Source organism: Jannaschia seohaensis, from assembly GCF_900116765.1.
GTDB lineage: Bacteria > Pseudomonadota > Alphaproteobacteria > Rhodobacterales > Rhodobacteraceae > Jannaschia > Jannaschia seohaensis.
Genome location: NZ_UETC01000004.1, coordinates 83,364 through 102,088 on the forward strand (window position 1 = coordinate 83,364; position 18,725 = coordinate 102,088).

18 protein-coding genes are annotated in these 18,725 nt (G+C 68.2%); 8 read left to right on the forward strand and 10 right to left on the reverse strand.

Annotated features, from left to right (window positions below; translation table 11 throughout):
* Positions 1–115 precede the first annotated feature (115 nt).
* Together DTQ71_RS10665 and DTQ71_RS10670 are read left to right on the forward strand one after the other, a co-directional pair.
* Positions 116–568 carry a hypothetical protein gene (locus DTQ71_RS10665; RefSeq protein WP_109564286.1) on the forward strand — a complete coding sequence of 151 codons (453 nt, stop codon included), beginning with the start codon at positions 116–118 and terminating at the stop codon, positions 566–568.
* Positions 561–1,004 carry a cell division protein ZapA gene (locus tag DTQ71_RS10670; RefSeq protein ID WP_109564287.1) on the forward strand — a complete coding sequence of 148 codons (444 nt, stop codon included), beginning with the start codon at positions 561–563 and terminating at the stop codon, positions 1,002–1,004. The genes DTQ71_RS10665 and DTQ71_RS10670 overlap by 8 nt, the downstream gene beginning before the upstream one ends.
* A gap of 125 nt (positions 1,005–1,129) precedes the next feature.
* On the opposite strand, the gene DTQ71_RS10675 is transcribed toward DTQ71_RS10670, so the two are convergent.
* On the reverse strand, positions 1,130–1,789 hold the full coding sequence (locus DTQ71_RS10675) for an SDR family NAD(P)-dependent oxidoreductase (RefSeq protein WP_109564288.1): 660 nt from the start codon (positions 1,787–1,789) through the stop codon (positions 1,130–1,132).
* 117 nt (positions 1,790–1,906) lie between these two features.
* Between DTQ71_RS10675 and DTQ71_RS10680 the strand changes: the two genes are divergently transcribed.
* Positions 1,907–2,491, forward strand: a complete 585-nt coding sequence (locus tag DTQ71_RS10680; protein ID WP_109564503.1) for a biotin transporter BioY — start codon at positions 1,907–1,909, stop codon at positions 2,489–2,491.
* 9 nt (positions 2,492–2,500) lie between these two features.
* On the opposite strand, the gene DTQ71_RS10685 is transcribed toward DTQ71_RS10680, so the two are convergent.
* The 7 genes from DTQ71_RS10685 to DTQ71_RS10715 form a co-directional block, all read right to left on the reverse strand.
* Positions 2,501–2,950: a DUF1284 domain-containing protein gene (locus DTQ71_RS10685; protein WP_109564289.1), complete on the reverse strand. Its 450-nt coding sequence runs from the start codon at positions 2,948–2,950 to the stop codon at positions 2,501–2,503.
* 77 nt (positions 2,951–3,027) lie between these two features.
* Positions 3,028–4,497 carry an amidophosphoribosyltransferase gene (gene purF / locus DTQ71_RS10690; protein ID WP_109564290.1) on the reverse strand — a complete coding sequence of 490 codons (1,470 nt, stop codon included), beginning with the start codon at positions 4,495–4,497 and terminating at the stop codon, positions 3,028–3,030.
* Between the two features lie 271 nt (positions 4,498–4,768).
* Entirely contained in the window at positions 4,769–5,353 is a 585-nt protein-coding gene (locus DTQ71_RS10695) for a CvpA family protein (RefSeq protein ID WP_109564291.1), read from the reverse strand.
* Between the two features lie 30 nt (positions 5,354–5,383).
* Positions 5,384–6,751: a DNA repair protein RadA gene (radA, locus tag DTQ71_RS10700; protein WP_109564504.1), complete on the reverse strand. Its 1,368-nt coding sequence runs from the start codon at positions 6,749–6,751 to the stop codon at positions 5,384–5,386.
* A gap of 153 nt (positions 6,752–6,904) precedes the next feature.
* Positions 6,905–7,693, reverse strand: coding sequence for a DNA repair protein (locus tag DTQ71_RS10705; RefSeq protein WP_109564292.1), 789 nt, complete (start codon positions 7,691–7,693; stop codon positions 6,905–6,907).
* 177 nt (positions 7,694–7,870) lie between these two features.
* On the reverse strand, positions 7,871–8,914 hold the full coding sequence (gene alr / locus DTQ71_RS10710) for an alanine racemase (protein ID WP_109564293.1): 1,044 nt from the start codon (positions 8,912–8,914) through the stop codon (positions 7,871–7,873).
* 55 nt (positions 8,915–8,969) lie between these two features.
* Complete coding sequence (locus tag DTQ71_RS10715) at positions 8,970–9,464, reverse strand: flavin reductase family protein (protein ID WP_109564294.1); 495 nt, start codon at positions 9,462–9,464, stop codon at positions 8,970–8,972.
* Between the two features lie 110 nt (positions 9,465–9,574).
* On the opposite strand from DTQ71_RS10715, the gene speB reads away from it, so the two are divergent.
* Positions 9,575–10,537, forward strand: coding sequence for an agmatinase (gene speB, locus DTQ71_RS10720; protein WP_109564295.1), 963 nt, complete (start codon positions 9,575–9,577; stop codon positions 10,535–10,537).
* Positions 10,538–10,616: 79 nt separating this feature from the next.
* Here the strand turns inward: speB and DTQ71_RS10725 are convergent, their stop codons facing one another.
* Positions 10,617–11,195, reverse strand: coding sequence for a hypothetical protein (locus tag DTQ71_RS10725; RefSeq protein WP_109564296.1), 579 nt, complete (start codon positions 11,193–11,195; stop codon positions 10,617–10,619).
* Between the two features lie 114 nt (positions 11,196–11,309).
* Between DTQ71_RS10725 and guaB the strand changes: the two genes are divergently transcribed.
* From guaB to DTQ71_RS24265, 3 genes are all read left to right on the forward strand, one after another.
* On the forward strand, positions 11,310–12,755 hold the full coding sequence (guaB, locus tag DTQ71_RS10730; protein ID WP_109564297.1) for an IMP dehydrogenase: 1,446 nt from the start codon (positions 11,310–11,312) through the stop codon (positions 12,753–12,755).
* Positions 12,752–13,924 (forward strand): RsmB/NOP family class I SAM-dependent RNA methyltransferase, encoded by a 1,173-nt coding sequence (locus DTQ71_RS10735; RefSeq protein WP_109564298.1) that lies wholly within the window; start codon positions 12,752–12,754, stop codon positions 13,922–13,924. Before guaB ends, DTQ71_RS10735 begins: the two co-directional genes overlap by 4 nt.
* A gap of 189 nt (positions 13,925–14,113) precedes the next feature.
* The gene (locus DTQ71_RS24265; RefSeq protein ID WP_245947424.1) at positions 14,114–16,720 is read left to right on the forward strand and encodes a hybrid sensor histidine kinase/response regulator; all 2,607 of its coding nucleotides are present in this window, start codon (positions 14,114–14,116) and stop codon (positions 16,718–16,720) included.
* Between the two features lie 12 nt (positions 16,721–16,732).
* On the opposite strand, the gene DTQ71_RS10750 is transcribed toward DTQ71_RS24265, so the two are convergent.
* Complete coding sequence (locus DTQ71_RS10750; protein ID WP_109564299.1) at positions 16,733–17,317, reverse strand: gamma-glutamyl kinase; 585 nt, start codon at positions 17,315–17,317, stop codon at positions 16,733–16,735.
* Positions 17,318–17,481: 164 nt separating this feature from the next.
* Here DTQ71_RS10750 and recA point away from each other — a divergent pair, with 164 nt between their 5' ends.
* Complete coding sequence (recA, locus tag DTQ71_RS10755) at positions 17,482–18,552, forward strand: recombinase RecA (RefSeq protein WP_109564300.1); 1,071 nt, start codon at positions 17,482–17,484, stop codon at positions 18,550–18,552.
* Positions 18,553–18,725 lie beyond the last annotated feature (173 nt).

Here is an 18,725-nt window from a genome sequence, read left to right on the forward strand (position 1 = left end):
GTTCCTAAGCAGGCTGCGTTAAGCGCGCAAGGCTTCGAACGACCACGGGCCTTTGACTCCGGGCCCGGATTGCGATTCTGTGCGCAAAACCCTGTCAAAAACACGGGAGAGCAGGATGGTGGATCAGGCGGAGCTGGAGGCGACGCTCGCGCGGCTCGAAGCGGCGCTCCAGTCGGTGGACGTTCCGGAGGCTGCGCCGGATCTCTCCGGCGAGCTTGCCGAGGCACGCGCGGCCCAGGCTGCCGCCGAGGCGCGGGCGGAGACCCTCGCCGATGAGCTGGAAGGCGCCAAGGCGGAGATTGCGAGCGTGCAAGAGGCGTTTGCGGAGGCACAGGCCGCCGCGGCCGCCGCCCCCGAGGCCATCGCCGGAGACGAGACCGAGCGGATGCGCGGCGCGCTCGACGCACTGACGGCCGAGGTGGAGCGTCTGCGCAGCGGCACTGGCGATGCCGATGCGGCGCTGCTCGCCGAGGTGGACGCCCTGCGCGCCGCCCGCGCCCTGGACCTCGCCGAGATGAAGGCCCTGCTCACCGACCTGGAACCGCTGCTGGAGCCCGCCCATGCCTGACGTCACCATCGAGATCGGCGGTCGCGCCTTCACCGTCGCCTGCCAGGATGGCGAGGAATCCTATCTCTCCGCCGCCGCGGCCCTGCTCGACCGCGAGGCGCAGCAACTGGTTCAGGCGGGATCGCGCCTGACGCCGGACCGGATGCTGCTGATGGCCGGGCTGATGCTGGCCGACAAGTCGATCTCCGCCGAGGAGGAGTTGCGCACGATGGACCGCCGCCTGGCCCAGCAGACGCGCCTCCTGGACGAGCTTCAGGCGCAGCCGACCCCCGAGCCGGTCGAAGTGATCAAGGAGGTGCCGGTCGAGGTCGAGAAGGTCGTCGAGGTCGAGAAGATCGTGGAGACGATCTCGGACGAGGCGCTGGCCCGACTGAAAGCCCTCGCGGACCGGGCCGAAGCCCTGGCCGCCCAGAGCGCGGAGCGCTCCGCCAGCTGATCGGACGTGGCGGCGCCCTCCGGCTCGGGCTGGGGGCGCCGACCCCCGCGCGTGCCGGCGGGTGCGAGTGGTTCTTTGGAGGGGGCGGTCGCCCTCGGCTAACCGCCCGGAGGCGCGCGCCGGCCTCAGTCGAGCCCGATTTCAGCCAGCAGACGCAACGCCTCCTCGGCGGGCGAGGCCAGCGCGTCGCGATTCTCGCCAGGATGGAAGCGCGCGCGCACCGCAGTCGCCATCGGGCGCGGCGTCAGGAGGTGAACCCGGGGGGCGTTCGGCGTCGTGGATTCCGCCTGCCAGGCGCGCACGAGATCCCGCTGCGCGGCCTTGCTGGCCATATAGGCCCCGGCGAATTTCAGCGGCCGGTCGTCGTCGAAAAACACCGCCGTGCCGCCCCCGGCTGCCTGAAGCAGCGGCGCGACATAGGGGATCAGCCGGGCCAGCGCGGCGATGTTCACCGCCACCGTCTTTTCCATGTCCTTTTCCGAGATCATCGGCGCGGGCGTCAGCGGCGGGGCGTGGACCGCCGTGTGGATCCACAGCGGCAGCGCGCCCCAGCGGTCATGGATGCCCCGGCAGAGATGCTGCATCGCACCGGGATCGGTCACGTCCATCGGGGCCAGGGTCGCGGCGCCTCCGGCGGCCTGGATTCGGTCGTCCAACTCTTCCAAGGCCCCCTGCGTGCGCGCGACGGCGACGACATGGGTGCCGCGCGCGGCCAGGGCTTCGGCCAAGGCGGCGCCCAGGCCTCGGGACGCGCCGGTCACGAGCGCAAGATCGGGTCTGTCCATAGGGCTCTCCTGCAGTCCTGCGCCGCCTGCCATGTCCCGAGAGCGGGATCAAGTTGACACCCCGGGCGGCGGCGCGGAAAAGAACCCGTGCCGAAACAACGCGCCGAGGATCCCGTCATGACCCCCAACCTTCAGGCGACGCAGCGCCCGTCCCTGTCCCGGCAGGCCGCCTATGTCCTGGCCGGTACGCTGGTGATCGCCCTGGCCGCGCAGGTCAGTATTCCTTTCTATCCAGTGCCGATGACGCTCCAGACCCTCGCCATCCTGGGCGTAGGTTTTGCGCTGGGCGCGCGTCTGGGCGCGATCACTCTGGTAACCTATCTCGCCCAGGGCGCGATCGGTCTGCCCGTCTTTGCGAATTTCGGGAACGGCGCGGCCTTTTTCGGGCCGACCGCCGGGTTCCTCGTCGGCTTTGTCGGGCTGGCCTTCCTGGCCGGTCTCGCCCGTGACCGTGGGCTCACCGGGCCCGTGGGGCTCTCGGCGGTCGCCGTGGCGGCGTCGCTCGCGCTTTATGTCCCGGGCCTCGCCTGGCCGATGGGCGTGGCCGGCGCGCTGGGTGTTCCGGTCTGGGGGGCGGATCTCGCCTTCGGACCGCTTGCCGCGGCCTTCATGACGCCGTTTCTGGTCGGGGATTTGGTCAAGGCCGTGATCGCGGGGCTTCTCGCCTCCGGCGTCCTGACCTGGATGCAGTCCCGCCGCTGAGGCGGCCGCTCAGCCAGCTTCCGGGGCCGCCTTCGGGCGGCCCTTGTTTTTTGACGACAATTGTCGGGCCAGCGATGCTTGGCAGGACCCGCTCGGCAACAGACTGCATCCGGCGCAAAGCGTGTTGAGATCCTGGGGCACGATCCTGTCCAGGACACGTGTCCGGCACTCCTCCCAACTCAGCCGGTCCCCTGGATCGAGGTCGAGCACGGCCCCGTGCATGAGGTCGAGCCCATCGATCATGTCGTTCGTGCTGCAACCTAGGCCACGGCGATGTGGGCAGGACGCGCAGATCACGTCGGCGCTGGAGGTGATCAGGATCTCCTTCCCGTCACCGGCAGGGCCGCCAAGCTCTCCGTACGCGATCCGGGAGGTGTTTGCCACGAACGCATCGGTGTAGCCCTGACCGTCATAGGTCACCGCGCAGAGGACGTGATGGCGGCGAAGGCGGATCGGCATGGCACCATCGAGCTTGTTGGCCCCACAACCATAGGGAAAGCAGCTCGGATATGATATCGAAGAATAGGCGAGTCCGCCTATTCCGCCGCTTTCAGCCGAAATCCCTTCTCCAGCTGGTCGGCGGGTTCCACCGGATACTCCCCCGAGAAGCAGGCATCGCAGTATTGCGGCGCGTTCGGATCACGGCCCTTGGCCTCTCCGACGGCCCGATAGAGGCCGTCCAGCGAGATAAAGCGGAGCGAGTCGACGCCGAGATGCCGCCGCATCTCCTCCTCGGACATGGAGGCGGCCAGCAGTTTCTCGCGCTGCGGCGTGTCGACCCCGTAGAAGCATGGCCAGGCGGTCGGCGGGGAGGCGATGCGGAAATGCACCTCCTTCGCGCCGGCATCCAGGATCATCTCCTTGATCTTGCGGGAGGTCGTGCCGCGCACAACCGAGTCGTCCACCAGGATCACGCGCTTGCCCCGGATCAGGGCCCGGTTCACGTTCAGCTTGAGCCGGACGCCCATGTTCCGGATCGACTCCGTCGGCTCGATGAAGGTCCGGCCCATATACTGGTTGCGAATGATTCCCATCGCGTAGGGGATGCCCGATTCGAGGCTAAAGCCGATCGCGGCCGGTGTACCCGAGTCGGGGACGGGGCAGACCAGATCGGCTTCGACCGGCGCCTCCTTGGCCAGTTCCCGCCCAATCGCCTCGCGCGTGGAATAGACCGAGCGGCCGCCGAGAATGGAATCGGGACGGCTGAAATAGACATGCTCGAAGATGCAGAAGCGGGGGCGCTTCTGCTCGAAGGGCCGATAGGAGGTGACGCCCGACTCGGAGGTGATCACGACCATTTCGCCCGGCTCGATCTCGCGCACGAACTCGGCGCCGATGATGTCGAGGGCGCAGGTCTCGGAGGACAGCGCCCAACCCTCGCCGACGCGGCCCAGCACCAGCGGGCGCACGCCCAGCGGGTCGCGCACACCGATCAGCTTGGTCCGGGTCATGGCGATGACACTGAACGCGCCCTCGACCCTGCGCAGCGCGTCCTTCATCCGCTCTGGGATGTTTCGCTGGAGCGACCGGGCCATCAGATGGATGATGCATTCGCTGTCCGAGGAGGACTGGAAGATCGAGCCGCGCTCGATCAGCTCGCGGCGCAGCGCGTCGGCATTGGTGATGTTGCCGTTATGGGCGATGGCCGCGCCGCCCATGGCGAACTCGCCGAAGAAGGGCTGCACGTCGCGGATCGCGGTCGCGCCCTTGGACCCGGCGGTCGAGTAGCGGACATGGCCGATCCCGACCGTGCCGGGCAGCATGTCCATCACATCCTGCGAGGTGAAGTTGTCGCGGACATAGCCGAAGCGGCGGACGGAGTTGAACCCGTGCTCTGCGTCATGGACGACGATGCCGCCCGCCTCCTGGCCCCGGTGCTGCAGCGCGTGCAGGCCGAGCGCGGTGAAATTTGCGGCCTCGGCAACGCCGACGACGCCGAAAATGCCGCATTCTTCGCGCAGCTTGTCATCGTCGAAGGGAGTGCTTCGCCAGGTGAGATCGGACATGGGGGGACTCGCGGTGGAGGCTTCGCGTTGGCCGTCACATAACCATTGCAACGGCCCCTGTCACCCCGCCGCGCTGCGGATCGGAAGGCCGGGTTCGCGGCCGGGCGTCCGACAGGTCGTTGGCTGAGGCCGAAGCCGGGCCCGGCAGGAGGATCCTGAGAGGAGCGGTCGCGGAGGGGCTGCATCGGTGCGGGGCTGTCCGTCAGAGGGGTGGGGCCACGCCCGGCACCCGGACACATCCACCGGATGGGCCGCGCGGTGCCGCGAGAACTCAGTTGCCGACCACCGGCGCCGTTTCGACCGGAGTGCCGCATTCGCCAACCAGCGCCTCATAGCGCTGCACGATCCAGCTGGGCGCGTCCTCGGGGATCTGCGCCTCGAGCGCGGCCTGGGCGCGCGAGAAGACCGTGGCGGAGCGGCTCTCCTCGACGGAGGGGATGCCCTCGTTTACGATGACGCGGTCGTAGACGACGAAGCCGACGGCGACCAGAAGCACTCCGCGCAGGACCCCGAAGAGAAAGCCCAAGCCCTGATCGATCGGACCCAGGGCCGAATGCCGAACCGCCGACGACAGAAGCGGCGTGAAGATGGAGGCAACCACCAGCGCCAGCGCAAAGACGAGCGCGAAGGCCGCGATCACCGCCAACTCGCAGCTTTCGCCGAGAATATCGCCCACATAGGGGATTTCGCGGACCAGCGGCTCCGCGGCGCCGGCGAAGGTAAAGGCCAGGATCGCCGCCGCGATCCAGCCGACGATCGCCATGCCTTCACGGATCAGGCCCCGGGAATAGGCGAGGATCGCCGAAACGACGATGATCAGCGCGACGCCCCCGTCGACGATGGTAAAGCCTTCCATGTCCGTCCTTCCGTCGCACCTTCGGGGACGTCAGGCCGCGCCGAACACCTCGCCCACAAGGGTGGTCAGGTCGGGCAGCAGCCGCAGGGACATCCCCCCCGCATCCCCTGTCTTGCAGCCCTTGGGGGCCATCGCGGCGGTGAAACCAAGTTTTGCGGCTTCCTTCAAGCGATTTTCGGCCTGGGCCACCGGGCGCAGGGCCCCCGAGAGCGACAGTTCCCCGAAGACCACGGTTTCCGGCGGCACGCCCGCATCCTCACGCGCCGAGAGCAGCGCGCAGGCGACCGCGAGATCGGCGGCGGGCTCGGAGATGCGGATGCCGCCGGCGACGTTCAGGTAGACGTCGAGCCCGCCGAAGGAGATCCCGGTCCGCGCCTCCAGCACGGCGAGGATCATGCTCAGCCGCGAGCCGTCCCAGCCCACCACCGCGCGTCGGGGCTGCGAGAGTTGCGATGGCGCGACCAGGGCCTGGATCTCGACGAGCAGGGGGCGCGTCCCCTCGATCCCGGCGAAGACCACCGTGCCGGGCGCAGGCGCCTCCCGGTCGCCGAGGAACAGGGCGGAAGGGTTGGCGACCTCGGCCAGACCGCCGCCGGTCATCTCGAAGACGCCGATCTCGTCCGCCGGGCCGAACCGGTTCTTGACCGCGCGCAGGATGCGGAACTGATGCCCGCGCTCGCCCTCGAAATAGAGCACCGTGTCGACCATGTGCTCGACCACGCGGGGACCGGCGATCTGCCCCTCCTTGGTGACATGGCCCACCAGGATGACCGCAGTGCCGAAGCGCTTGGCGAAGCTGGTCAATTCCTGCGCGGAGGCGCGGACCTGGGCGACGGAGCCCGGGGCGCTGTCGACGGTGTCGACCCACATGGTCTGGATCGAGTCGATGATGGCCAGGGCGGGCTTCTCGGCCTCCAGCGTGGTCAGCACGTCGCGGAGGTTGGTCTCGGCGGCCAGCCGCACGGGCGCATCGCCCAGGCCCAGCCGCTGGGCCCGCATCCGCACCTGGGCCGTCGCCTCCTCGCCGGAGATGTAGACGACCTGTTCTCCCGCCCGCGCGAAGGCTGCGGCGGCCTGGAGCAGCAGGGTCGACTTCCCGATGCCGGGATCGCCCCCGACCAGCGTGGCGGAAGCGGGCACGAGGCCGCCGCCGAGGACACGGTCCAGCTCTCCCAGGCCCGAGAGGGTTCGCGGTGGCGGCGCCTCCTCGGTCTGGAGGTCCGTCAGCGCCATGCGCTTGCCCTTCATCCCGCCCAGCGACTTCTTGGAAGGGCCCTGGGACAGGGGCACCTCCTCCTGGATGGTGTTCCAGGCGCCGCAACCGTCGCAGCGGCCGGTCCATTTCTTGTGGATCGTGCCGCATTCGGTGCAGGCGAATTGTGTCACGGGCTTTGCCATGTTCCCGGTTTGGTCCATCCGGTCCGGGAAGGCAAGCACGCTGGCCGCTCATCGAGCCTGACGGCGCACTTCGCCCCTTGGAAAGACGAAGGCCCGGCGTGGCAGCGCCGGGCCTTCGGACGGGCAGGGGAGAGGCCCGTCTCTCGCGGGAGATCATTCGGCCGGGGTCGCCATCTGATCTCCACCGCGTCCCTCGCGCCGGCGCATGCCGACGATGTTCTTCGGCCGGTCGTGGCCGGTCAGCTTCAGCGCGTCCGTCACCTCGGCCAAGTCCTTCTGCAGGCGTTCGATCTGCTTTTCGGCCAGGCCTTCCTCGACGGAGACGGCCTGCATCCAGCGTTTGATCTCGCCCACTGTCGCCTGGGCCATGGAAATGCGCTGGCGATACTGTTCGACCTCGCGCTGCCGCTCGCGCAGGAAGGACCGGGCCCGCTCCACCTTTTCGGTGGAATAGATTTGGGCCAGGTCCCGGCTTTCGACCGACATCTGGGCCGCCGCCTGGAGAACGTCATATTCCAACTCGGCCAGGTCGGGATGGTGACGCATCCATTCGATCCGCTCGCGCATGGCGTCGAACTCGCGGCTCAGCTGGAACGTGCCCTCGCGGTCGGCCTGATGGACGTAGTGGTAAGCCTGGGCCACGTCCGCCATCGAGATGCGGAAATCGCGGTTCGTGACCTCCAGCCGGCGCATGCGGGCGTTGGCCGGAAGGAAACCGATCAGAACGATCAGGAGCAACCCGAGCCCGATCTGCACATACATCCCGGCATCGGGCACTTCGGTGCCTCCGAAAGAGACCGGGATGTCGAGCCATGGAAGAACGCCAACGGCCGCGGCGGCGGAGGTGCCCAGGACCGCGATCGTGGCGAGGATCAGCAGAAAGGCGCAGAACGACTGCACGGCAGAGACGAAGACGGCAACATGCGATGATGACTCGGTCATGGCCCAACCCCTTCCTGGTCCAGTTGAAGGTTCCTCCGTTGCTTAGGACATAGGATAGCAGAGACCCCCCGGGGCCCTGATAGACATTTGTCAAATTCACCGTGAATTCACCCGGAAATCGGGAGAAAGCCGCCGGGGTCAGAGGCCCGTCCGCCAGTTGCGGCCGGCGGGCCGGGCCTAGAGCCCCCGATACTTGGTCTGGTATCGCCGTCCGAGCGAGGTCAGCATCTCATAGCCGATCGTCCCCGCCTGCTCCGCCAGCATGTCCACACCGTGATGCGGGCTCAGAACGGAGACATGCTCGGGGTCGCTGTCCAGATGGCTGATATCGACGGTCAGCAGATCCATGGAGACGCGCCCGACGACCGGGCAGGGCACCTTGCCTGCCATCACATCGAGCCCCGGCTGCAAGGCGCGGTGCAGCCCATCGGCATAGCCCCCCGCCACCGTCGCTATGCGCGCGTCGGCGGGTGCGATCCAGGAGGCGCCGTAGCCCACGCCCTCGCCGCGGGCGACGTCGAAGCAGGCGATCACCGGCAGCTCCAGGGCGACGACGGGTTCCGCCTTGGCGTAAGGCAGCCCGCCATAGAGGCCGATGCCCGGCCGGACCATGTCGAAATGATAGGCCGGCCCCAGCAGCGTGCCGCCGGTGGCCGCCAGGCTGCGGGGCACGTCGATCCCGTCGGTCATGCGCCGGAAGACGGCCAGTTGCGCCGCGTTCTGCTCGCTGGAGGGGTTGTCCGAGGAGGCCAGATGCGAGGTCAGCAGCACCGGCCCCGCCTCCAGCGCGATATCGGACACGGCCGCCCATTCCGCCTCCTTCAGCCCCAGCCGGTTCATCCCGCTATCGAGCTGCAAGCCGAAGGGATGGCGGGGCAACGCTTCCAGATGGCGCGTGAGCTGGTCGACCGAGCAGAGCATCGGCACCAGATCGGCGCGCTGGATGTCGGTCGTGTCCCCAGCCATGTGCCCGTAGAAACAGTAGATGCGCGGCTCCGGCCCGAGGGTCCGGCGTAGGGCCAGCCCCTCTTCCACGGTCGCGACGAAGAAAGCCCGCGCCCCCTCCCGCGCGAGTCGGGGCGCCACCGCGGTCAGGCCCAGCCCGTAGGCGTCCGCCTTGACCACCGCCGCCGTCTCGCAACTGGGCGCCGACATCGCGTCGAGGGCGCGCCAGTTGGCGGCGATGGCTTCGAGATCGATATGGAGCGTTCCGGTCGGCATGTCAGGCGTGATGCGGCGCGGTGCGCGCCGCGTCAAGCGGGCGCGAGCCCCCTGCTCAGGCGCGTTCCGCCCGAAGGTAGCTGCGCATCCCGTAGATCAGCGGCGTCCCGGTCTCGGAGGAGCGGACGGCGCGGACCGCGCCGATGATGACCAGATGCGTCCCGATCGGGTCGATATCCTGCACCTCGCAATCGAAGGCGGCGAGCCCGGGCAGGATCGGCGCGCCGGTCTCCAGCGTCTCGGTGGCGAGCCCGGCGAAGCGCGCCGCGCCCGACGCGCCGCCACGACCGGCGAAGAGATCGGCCAGATCCTGTTGCCCGGCCTCCAGCACGTTGATCGCGAAGACGCCGTTCCGTCGGATGGGATCGGCCGCCGAGGCGCCTTTGTTGATGCAGACGAGCATGGTCGGCGCGTCGCCATCGGCGCTGACGCTGGTCATGGCCGAGACCGTGACCCCCGCGCGGCCCGCCGGGCCATCGGTGGTGACGACGCTGACGGTGGCGGCGGCGCGGCTCATGGCCTGAATGAAGCGGTCGCGAAGAGTGTCCATGCCGGGCCAGATAGCCGATCGGTCGGCGGTGTCGAGCGCGAAGCGCGAAGGGGGCTTGCGCCCGGCTGGGCGCGCACGGCAGACCGGGCCGAAACCGGAGGAGACAAGCCATGGCCCTGCAGGACGCGCGCGATCAGGTCGATATGGGGGTGACGCGGGACGACCCCAGGGGCCTCGCCTTCGAGAACGCCTTCGGCGGCGTGACCAGCGCGTTCCGGCGGCGCTATACCAAGGACTTGACGGGCTACGACCTAGCGATCACGGGGATTCCCTTCGATCAGGCGGTGACCCATCGGCCCGGCGCCCGCTTCGGCCCCCGCGCGGTGCGCGAGGCATCGACGCTGCAACCCTTCGATCCGCCCTATTACTGGGGCTATTCCCCGCTCGACGAATTCGCCATCGCCGATTACGGCGATCTCGGCTTCGATTACGCTAAGGTCGCGGCCTTCCCCGAGGCGCTGCGCGACCATATCCGCGGCATCCTGGAGCAAGGGGCCGGCTGCCTCGCCATCGGCGGCGACCATTACGTGAGCTTCCCCATCCTTCAGGCCCAGGCTGAGCGTCACGGCCCGATCTCGCTGATCCAGTTCGACGCCCATTCCGACACCTGGCCCGACGACGACATGAGCCGGATCGATCACGGGACGATGTTCTACAAGGCGGTGAAGACCGGCGTGGTGGATCCCGCCACCTCGGTCCAGATCGGCATCCGCACGGTGAACCCCGACACGCTGGGCGTGACGACGATCGATGCGCGCGCCGTTCACGAGGCCGCGCCGGGCGCCGTGGCGGCCCAGGTAAAGCAACTCGTCGGCGACCGGCCCTGCTACCTGACCTTCGACATCGACTGCCTCGACCCGGCCTTCGCGCCCGGGACCGGGACGCCCGTCTGGGGCGGGCTGAGTTCCGGCCAAACGGCGGCGATTTTGCGGGATCTCGCGGGGATCAACCTGATCGGCGGCGACGTGGTCGAGGTCTCGCCGCCCTATGACACCACCGGCGCCACCGCCATCGCGGGCGCCCATGTGCTGATGGAGCTCATCTGCCTCTGGGGCTGGACCCGGCGGGGCTAAGGCCCCTCATCTTGCCCAAAATACCTCGGGGGGCCCGAAGGGCGGGGGCAGAGCCCCCTCCGAACGCTCCGCCCGCGCCTCAGCTTCCGGTCATGTCCCGCGTCCGCCGGACCAGCCGTTCCCCCGGCAGATCCTCGCCCAGCACGAGCGTGCGGGCATCGCGGGCATAGGTCTCCAGCAGGTTGCCGTAGAACCGGTCGCGCCCGCCGGTGAGCGCGCCGATGGCCGTGCCGGTCAGCGTCTCGCGGGCCGCGCCGGCCGTGACGGTCAGAGGCACCGACGCCCGAAGCGACCCGCCCTGGTCGATCAGCCGCAGCGTCGCCGAGAGCTGCGACTGACCCCGCCCGGTCGCCGTCGCGGTGCCGCCGACCACGTCGAGCACCCCGATTTCGGCCTGCATGATCCAGCCCGACGGATCGGTCCGGTCCGAGAACTCGCGCCGCAGCGCCTCGGCGAGATCGACCACGATTCGATTGCGATACTCCGGCCCCCCGTTTCGGAAGTCGCCCGCGCTGGAATCGACCCGGAACGCGGCGATGCGCAAGGCGCTGCGCTCCGCCCGGGTCAGCGCCGTGCCGGTGGGGCCGGTGCAGGCGGCGGCCAGCGCGGCGGGAAGAAGAGCGAGAAAGCGGCGACGTTGCATGATCTTGATCCTCATTGTCGGACCAAGTCACCTAGCGGACCCTCGCTGCAGGTCCAACCGCGTGCTTGCCCCGGGCCGCCGCCCGTGAGACAGGAACGCGCCAACCGATATCGCCGCAGGAGACCCCCCATGGAGATTCGAGAGGCCCTCACATTCGACGACGTGCTGCTGGTCCCGGGCGAAAGCCGGGTGCTGCCCGGCGGCGCCGACATCCGCACCAAGGTGACGAAGTCGATCACGCTCAACATCCCGCTGCTGAGTTCGGCGATGGACACCGTGACCGAGTCGCGCATGGCCATCGCCATGGCGCAGGCCGGCGGAATGGGCGTGATCCACCGCAATCTTGACCTCGACGCCCAGCAGAAAGAAGTCCGCCGTGTCAAGCGCTTCGAGAGCGGGGTGGTCTACAACCCGATCACCCTGACCCCCGACCAGACGCTCGCCGATGCCAAGGCGATGATGGAGCGCTACCGCGTCACCGGCTTCCCGGTCGTGCGCGATGGCCGCGTCGTTGGCATCGTGACCAACCGGGACATGCGCTTCGCCACCGACGACGCGACGCCGGTCCAGGCGATGATGACCTCCGAGAATCTCGCCATCCTGCAGGAGCCCGTGGACACCGCGGAGGCGCGCAGCCTGATGCACGCCCGGCGGATCGAAAAGCTGCTGGTGGTCAATGCGCAGGGCAAATTGACCGGGCTGATGACGATCAAGGATCTGGAGCAGGCGGTGCTCAACCCCCAGGCCTGCAAGGACCAGTTGGGCCGTCTGCGCGTCGCGGCCGCGACGACCGTCGGCGATGCCGGCTTCGAGCGGTCCGAGGCGTTGATCGATGCGGGCTGCGACCTGATCGTGGTCGATACCGCCCATGGCCATTCCGAGGGAGTCGGTCACGCTGTAAACCGAATCAAACGGTTGTCCAACGATGTTCAAGTGGTCGCCGGCAACGTCGCAACCGCCGAGGCCACGCGCGCGCTGATCGATGCGGGCGCGGACGCGGTGAAGGTGGGCATCGGCCCGGGCTCGATTTGCACCACGCGGGTGGTCGCCGGCGTGGGCGTGCCGCAAATGACCGCCATCATGGACAGCGCCGGCGCCGCGGGCGACATTCCGGTGATCGCGGATGGGGGCATCAAGTATTCGGGCGACTTCGCCAAGGCCATCGCCGCCGGGGCCTCCTGCGCGATGGTCGGGTCGATGATCGCGGGCACCGACGAGAGCCCGGGCGAGGTGATCCTCTACCAGGGCCGCTCCTTCAAGTCCTACCGCGGCATGGGCTCGCTCAGCGCCATGGCCCGGGGCTCGGCCGATCGCTACTTCCAGAAGGACGCGGCGTCGGACAAGCTGGTGCCGGAGGGGATCGAGGGGCAGGTGCCCTACAAGGGGCCGGCCGGCACGGTGATCCACCAGTTGGTCGGCGGCCTGCGCGCGGCGATGGGCTATACCGGCTGCGCGACTGTCGAGGAAATGCGGGGCAACTGCCGCTTCGTGAAGATCACGGGGGCGGGCCTGCGCGAAAGCCATGTGCACGACGTGCAGATCACGCGCGAAGCCCCGAACTACCGCGCCGGATGACCCCCGGCGCGCGCGTTCAGGCCGCCATCGAGGTTCTCGACCGCGTTTTCGCGGGCGCGGCGGCGGAGCGGGCGCTGACCGGCTGGGCCCGCGGCGCGCGCTATGCCGGGTCCAAGGACCGCGCGGCCGTGCGCGATCACGTGTTCGACGCGCTGCGGCGTCTCCGGTCTGCGGCGTGGCTCGGGGGGCTGGGCGACCGCCCCTTCGCGGCGCTGGATGGCCGGGCCGTGATGGCTGGGCTGCTGATCGGGCGCGGGGAGGATCCCGCGACGCTCTTCACCGGGGAGGGCCATGCCCCCGCCCGGTGGGACGCGGCGGCGCCCGATGGGCCCATGCCCGAGGCTGTGGCGCAGGACTGTCCCGACTGGCTGCTGCCGCGGTTTCGCGCCTCCCTCGGGGAGGATGCCGCGCCGGTGCTGGCGCATCTGCGTAACCGCGCGCCCGTGGTGCTGCGCGCCAACCGGCTTCGGATAACCCGCGACGCCCTGGCCGAGCGGCTTGCCGCCGAGGGGGTCGAAACCGCCCCGCATGCGCTTGCGCCCGACGCGTTGGAAGTGACGGGATCCGCGCGCGGGCTCACGGGCGGCGTCGCTTTTGCCGAGGGCCTGTTCGAGATGCAGGACGCCGGGTCGCAGGCCCTAGTCGCCCAGCTGCCGCACATGACCGGGGCGCATGTCCTGGACCTCTGTGCTGGCGGCGGGGGCAAGTCGCTGGCTCTGGCCGCGCGGGGCGCACGGGTGACGGCGCATGACGCCGACCGCGCCCGGATGCGGGACATCCCGGCGCGCGCCGCGCGGGCCGGCGCGTCTATCGAGATGGTCGACGATCCGAGTGCGGCCGCGCCCTTCGACGCGATCGTCTGCGACGTGCCCTGTTCCGGCTCCGGCAGTTGGCGGCGCGCGCCCGAGGCGAAGTGGCGGCTCGATCCCGACCGTCTGGCCGAACTCACACGGACACAGGACGCCATCCTGGATCGGGCCGTGTCGCTGCTCCGCCCCGGAGGCTGGATCGCTTACATGACCTGCTCCCTCCTGCGGGAGGAGAACGACGCCCGCGCCGACGCGGCCCTGGCCCGTCACGGCTTGCGGCTGGAGCGGCGCTGGGCCTGCACGCCTTTGGATGGTGCCGATGGCTTCCATCTGAGCATCTTGCGAGACAAAGCCGCATAAAGGACGACGCAGGGTCAATTTTCTGCTTAGACTGGATGCGTTAATGCCGCTTTAACCCTTTGGGCGTTTAGTCTAGCGGAACGAATCGAGTGAGAAGGGACGTGCTGCGGCATGTTCCCGGGGGCCCACCAGTTGCATGAATCGGCCACGAGGACGCGTCGCACGCTGATCCGGTCTGCGGTGTTGCTGATGGCCGCGGCCGCCGCCGGGCTCGGGGCCTGGACGGCGGATGCGGCACAGATTCAGGCCGTGCTCGCGGCGGCGGCCGCGGCGATCGTCGTGGTCGTGCTCGGCCTTCATCTGGTTGATTTATTGTCGCGCCGCTCCGAGCGGCACCGGCTGGAGGTGGTCATGGACTTTCTCCAGCACGACAGTGCGCCGGGCTTCTGCACCGATCCGGATGGGGCGATCTTTGCCCAGAACCGCGCGGCCCTGGATCGCTTCGGTCGCCGCGACGGCGCGACTATGGTGCGGGCCTTCGAGACGCTCTTCGCCAACCCGGACGCGGTCGTGCACCGTCTGCGCGCCATGGCCGAAATGTCCGACAGCGCGCGCGAGGACGTGGTCACGCGACGCGGCCATGTCCGTGTCGCGGTCCATCGCATTCCCGGCGGTTTTCTGTGGCGACTCGAGGATTTGGTGGACCGCGCGCCCCGGGCGGCGGATGGGAACGGGCTGCCGATTCTAACCTTCGGCTCCTCCGGGACGATTCTCTACATGAACGGCGTTTTGCGCGGCATGGTCGGCAAACGCGCCAAGTCGATCGAGGATGTCTTCGACGAGACGCCGCTGCGCAGCGGCCAGATGAACCGGCTTCGCGGCAAGGCCGGCTGGGAGACCGTGCGCCTCGTCCTGTCGGAACCGGTGAACGGCCGGCAGGAGGTGTTCGTCCTCCCCGTGGACGAGCCGGCCGACGGCCGGGTCTCGCTCGACGCGCTGCCGGTCGCCCTGCTGCGCCTGAATGGCGACGGGGAGATCGTCTTCGCCAACCGGCCCGCGCGGGATCTTCTGCCCCGCGCGACGCTGGAAAGCGGCATTCACCTCGCCTCGGTGGTGGAGGGGCTGGGCCGATCCGTGCGCGATTGGGTCGAGGATGCGGTCGCGGGGCGGGGTCTCTACCGGCCCGAAGTGGTGCGCGTCTCCGATGCGGATGCCGAGTCCTTTCTCCAGATCACCCTCGCCCGCCCGCTGGAGGGCGAAAAGGACGGGCTCCTGGCGGTTTTGAACGACGCGACCGAGCTCAAGACGATGGAGGCGCAATTCGTTCAGAGCCAGAAGATGCAGGCAATCGGACAGCTTGCCGGCGGGGTCGCCCATGACTTCAATAACCTGCTGACCGCGATCTCGGGCCATTGCGATCTGCTGCTGCTGCGTCACGGCGAGGGGGACGAGGATTACGCCGACCTCACGCAGATCACCCAGAACGCGAACCGCGCCGCCGCACTGGTCGGACAACTTCTGGCATTTTCCCGCAAGCAGACGCTGGAGATGCAGCAGATCGATCTGCGGGACACGCTCAGCGACCTGGCACATCTGCTGAACCGTCTTGTGGGCGAGCGCGTGACGTTGGAGCTCGACCACGACCCCGGGCTCGTGCCGATCCGCGGCGATCGGCGTCAGTTGGAGCAGGTTCTGATGAACCTGGTCGTGAACGCGCGGGACGCGATGCCCGATGGCGGCACCATTCGGATCGAGACGCGCTGCGTCACGCTGGACGAGCCGCTCACCCGTGATCGCGCGACGGTCCCGCCGGGGGATTACGTCGTCGTTACCGTCAGCGACGAGGGCAACGGCATCCCCCCCGACATGCTGCGCCGGATCTTCGAGCCTTTCTTCACCACCAAGCGGCCAGGGGAGGGGACCGGCCTCGGCCTCTCGATGGCTTACGGTATCGTCAAACAATCCGGCGGGTTCATCTTTGCCGATAGCACGACCGGAGTGGGGGCGACGTTCCGCCTGTATTTCCCGGCCGAGACGCGGCGGGACAACCGGCAGCGGCTCCAACCGGCCATTACCACACCGGCCCTTGCCCCCAATCCGGAGCCTGCCGCGGCGATCGAGGTGCAAGCCGGTTTGGCCTCTCTCTCGTCGGTCAATTCCGCGGATCACCCTGCGGCCGCCTCCGAACGCGCCGTTGCCGCGCAGCGAGGGGAGATGACGGACACGCCGTCGGTAGCGATGGCGGCGGCGATCTCCGCCGCGGGGGACCGGTCCGAAGCCTCTGCCTTGCGGACCAACGGTGTCTCAGCGGAGATGGCCATCGCCTCTCTTCTTTCCAAGGAAACGTGCATATCTCAGACGTCGGAGGCAGACCGTTCCGCGCTCGGCCCTCCTGCCTCCTCGAGCGGGGCAGGGCTCGACGATCAGGCAGATGGGCCGACCCGCCATGGCGCGGACTCGCAGGCCGAGGACGCCGCGTCCGCCGGGCCCAGCCGTCCGGTCGTGCTTCTCGTCGAGGATGAGGCCCCGGTGCGGGCGTTCGCGTCTCGGGCCCTCCGCCTTCGGGGCTATACGGTTCTGGAAGCCGCCAACGCGGAGGACGCGCTCGACGCGCTGCGTGACGAGGGGCTCGTGGTCGATCTCTTCGTAACGGACGTGATGATGCCGGGGATGGACGGGCCGAGTTGGGTTCGAGAGGCGCTCAAGAATCGCCCGACCGTCCGCACCGTGTTCATGTCCGGCTACATGCAGGAAACGCTCCTGGAAAAGGACTCGCCTGTCCCGAACTCCGTCTTCTTGCCCAAGCCCTTCTCCCTTTCGGACCTGACCCGCACCGTCGAAAACGTTTTGCACTGACCGGACCGCCGGTCACGGTGCCGCAAGGCTCCGCCACAGATCGAAATCGTCGGCCCGTTCGATTTCAAGCCGCCGCCGCCGTATGTCGTCGAGATCCACGGGCCGAGCCGGAGAGCTATTGCGTAGCTCGATCTCGGGCAGGGGCCCGATCCGGTCTTCCAGAAAACGGTAGAGCTGCTCCGGCCGGTCGTATCGAAACAGGTGATCCACCCCACCCGCGAGCATGCGCGCCTGCGACCCGATCTTGGCGAAGGGGGGCGGCTGCTTCGAGAGATAGGCATCGACGAACCCGGCGAAATCCATGTCCTCGGTCGAGTTCGGCTGCCCTGCCAAACCAGGCCGGCTCCGATAGCGAAACCAGCTTCCAAGCCAGGAGACGGGCTCGCGCATCACCGCGACCAGCTCCAATGGGCGGCGGCCGCGCTGCTCGAAGAAGGGGGCAAGGTCGCGCCGATACTTCGCCACGCCACAGTGCTTGAGTCCCGGCGGGTTGAGGATCGCCGCATCCGCCCGCGGCGCCAAGGCGGCCTCAAGCGCGGTCGTCCCGGTCTTGGGCACCGCGAGCAATACAAAGCGCGCCTTCCAGAAGACCAGCATCAGCCCTCGCTCGATAACGATTGATTAACCACCTTCCTACAAAATCGGTGGAGTTGAATGTGCTTGCCTATGTTCCACCTTTGTACCATAACAGGCGCAAGAACAAGATATGAACAAAACCGCGATTGCCGCTTTGGCGGCAGCATGTAACAAGGGCGGATCAGATGGCAACGACGAACCTCCTCGACATGGCTGACAAAAAGAAGGCCGACAAGCAGAAGGCCCTCGATAGCGCGCTGGCGCAGATCGAGCGGCAGTTCGGCAAGGGCTCCATCATGAAGCTCGGCGGCGACAACCAGATGCCGGATATCGAGGCGACCTCGACCGGCTCCCTCGGGCTGGATATCGCGCTGGGCATCGGCGGCCTGCCCAAGGGGCGCATCATCGAGATCTACGGGCCGGAGAGCTCCGGTAAGACGACGCTGACCCTGCATGCGGTCGCGGAGGAGCAGAAGAAAGGCGGCGTCTGCGCCTTCGTCGATGCGGAGCATGCGCTGGATCCCCAATATGCGCGCAAGTTGGGGGTCGATCTCGATGAGCTGCTGATTTCCCAGCCCGATACCGGTGAGCAGGCGTTGGAGATCGTCGACACGCTCGTGCGGTCGGGGGCCGTTAGCCTCGTGGTAGTCGACTCGGTGGCGGCGCTGACGCCCAAGTCGGAGCTCGAGGGCGATATGGGCGACAGTTCTGTCGGTGTGCATGCACGGCTGATGAGCCAGGCGATGCGCAAGCTGACCGGATCGATCAACCGGTCGAACTGCATGGTCATCTTTATCAACCAAATCCGGATGAAGATCGGCGTCATGTTCGGCTCGCCCGAGACGACGACGGGCGGCAATGCGTTGAAGTTCTATGCCTCCGTGCGTCTCGACATCAGGCGCATTGGCGCGATCAAGGACCGCGATGAGGTCGTGGGCAACGCGACGCGCGTGAAGGTCGTCAAGAACAAGGTCGCCCCGCCGTTCAAGCAGGTTGAGTTCGACATCATGTATGGCGAGGGCATCTCCAAGATGGGCGAACTGCTGGATCTCGGGGTGAAGGCCGGCGTGGTCGACAAGTCCGGCGCATGGTTCAGCTATGGCGACGAGCGCATTGGTCAGGGCCGGGAGAACTCGAAGCAATTCCTGCGCGATAATCCTCAAGTCGCGCTCGAGATCGAGGACAAGATCCGTGCGGCGCATGGTCTGGAATTTCAGATGAGCGCGTCAGACAAGGATGAGATCTTCGACGAGTAGGAGATCGGGCGTCCGGCCTGTTGCCGTCTGAGCGGATCGCGACGCCCGCAAGCCGATCTGGACGATTGAAACGAGAGCGGCGCCCCTCCTTGGCGCCGCACTTCTATCGGGCGGCGCCTATCCCGGACCCACTCGACAGCGTGGAATGCCGACGTTAACAAGCCGGTCGCACT

Bases quoted from the DNA above. Each gene is read 5' to 3' on its own strand.
- DTQ71_RS10665 (WP_109564286.1), top strand. From the start codon at position 116: ATGGTGGATCAGGCGGAGCTGGAGGCGACGCTCGCGCGGCTCGAAGCG.
- DTQ71_RS10670 (WP_109564287.1), top strand. From the start codon at position 561: ATGCCTGACGTCACCATCGAGATCGGCGGTCGCGCCTTCACCGTCGCC.
- DTQ71_RS10675 (WP_109564288.1), bottom strand. From the start codon at position 1,789: ATGGACAGACCCGATCTTGCGCTCGTGACCGGCGCGTCCCGAGGCCTG.
- DTQ71_RS10680 (WP_109564503.1), top strand. From the start codon at position 1,907: ATGACCCCCAACCTTCAGGCGACGCAGCGCCCGTCCCTGTCCCGGCAG.
- DTQ71_RS10685 (WP_109564289.1), bottom strand. From the start codon at position 2,950: ATGCCGATCCGCCTTCGCCGCCATCACGTCCTCTGCGCGGTGACCTAT.
- purF (WP_109564290.1), bottom strand. From the start codon at position 4,497: ATGTCCGATCTCACCTGGCGAAGCACTCCCTTCGACGATGACAAGCTG.
- DTQ71_RS10695 (WP_109564291.1), bottom strand. From the start codon at position 5,353: ATGGAAGGCTTTACCATCGTCGACGGGGGCGTCGCGCTGATCATCGTC.
- radA (WP_109564504.1), bottom strand. From the start codon at position 6,751: ATGGCAAAGCCCGTGACACAATTCGCCTGCACCGAATGCGGCACGATC.
- DTQ71_RS10705 (WP_109564292.1), bottom strand. From the start codon at position 7,693: ATGACCGAGTCATCATCGCATGTTGCCGTCTTCGTCTCTGCCGTGCAG.
- alr (WP_109564293.1), bottom strand. From the start codon at position 8,914: ATGCCGACCGGAACGCTCCATATCGATCTCGAAGCCATCGCCGCCAAC.
- DTQ71_RS10715 (WP_109564294.1), bottom strand. From the start codon at position 9,464: ATGGACACTCTTCGCGACCGCTTCATTCAGGCCATGAGCCGCGCCGCC.
- speB (WP_109564295.1), top strand. From the start codon at position 9,575: ATGGCCCTGCAGGACGCGCGCGATCAGGTCGATATGGGGGTGACGCGG.
- DTQ71_RS10725 (WP_109564296.1), bottom strand. From the start codon at position 11,195: ATGAGGATCAAGATCATGCAACGTCGCCGCTTTCTCGCTCTTCTTCCC.
- guaB (WP_109564297.1), top strand. From the start codon at position 11,310: ATGGAGATTCGAGAGGCCCTCACATTCGACGACGTGCTGCTGGTCCCG.
- DTQ71_RS10735 (WP_109564298.1), top strand. From the start codon at position 12,752: ATGACCCCCGGCGCGCGCGTTCAGGCCGCCATCGAGGTTCTCGACCGC.
- DTQ71_RS24265 (WP_245947424.1), top strand. From the start codon at position 14,114: ATGGCCGCGGCCGCCGCCGGGCTCGGGGCCTGGACGGCGGATGCGGCA.
- DTQ71_RS10750 (WP_109564299.1), bottom strand. From the start codon at position 17,317: ATGCTGGTCTTCTGGAAGGCGCGCTTTGTATTGCTCGCGGTGCCCAAG.
- recA (WP_109564300.1), top strand. From the start codon at position 17,482: ATGGCAACGACGAACCTCCTCGACATGGCTGACAAAAAGAAGGCCGAC.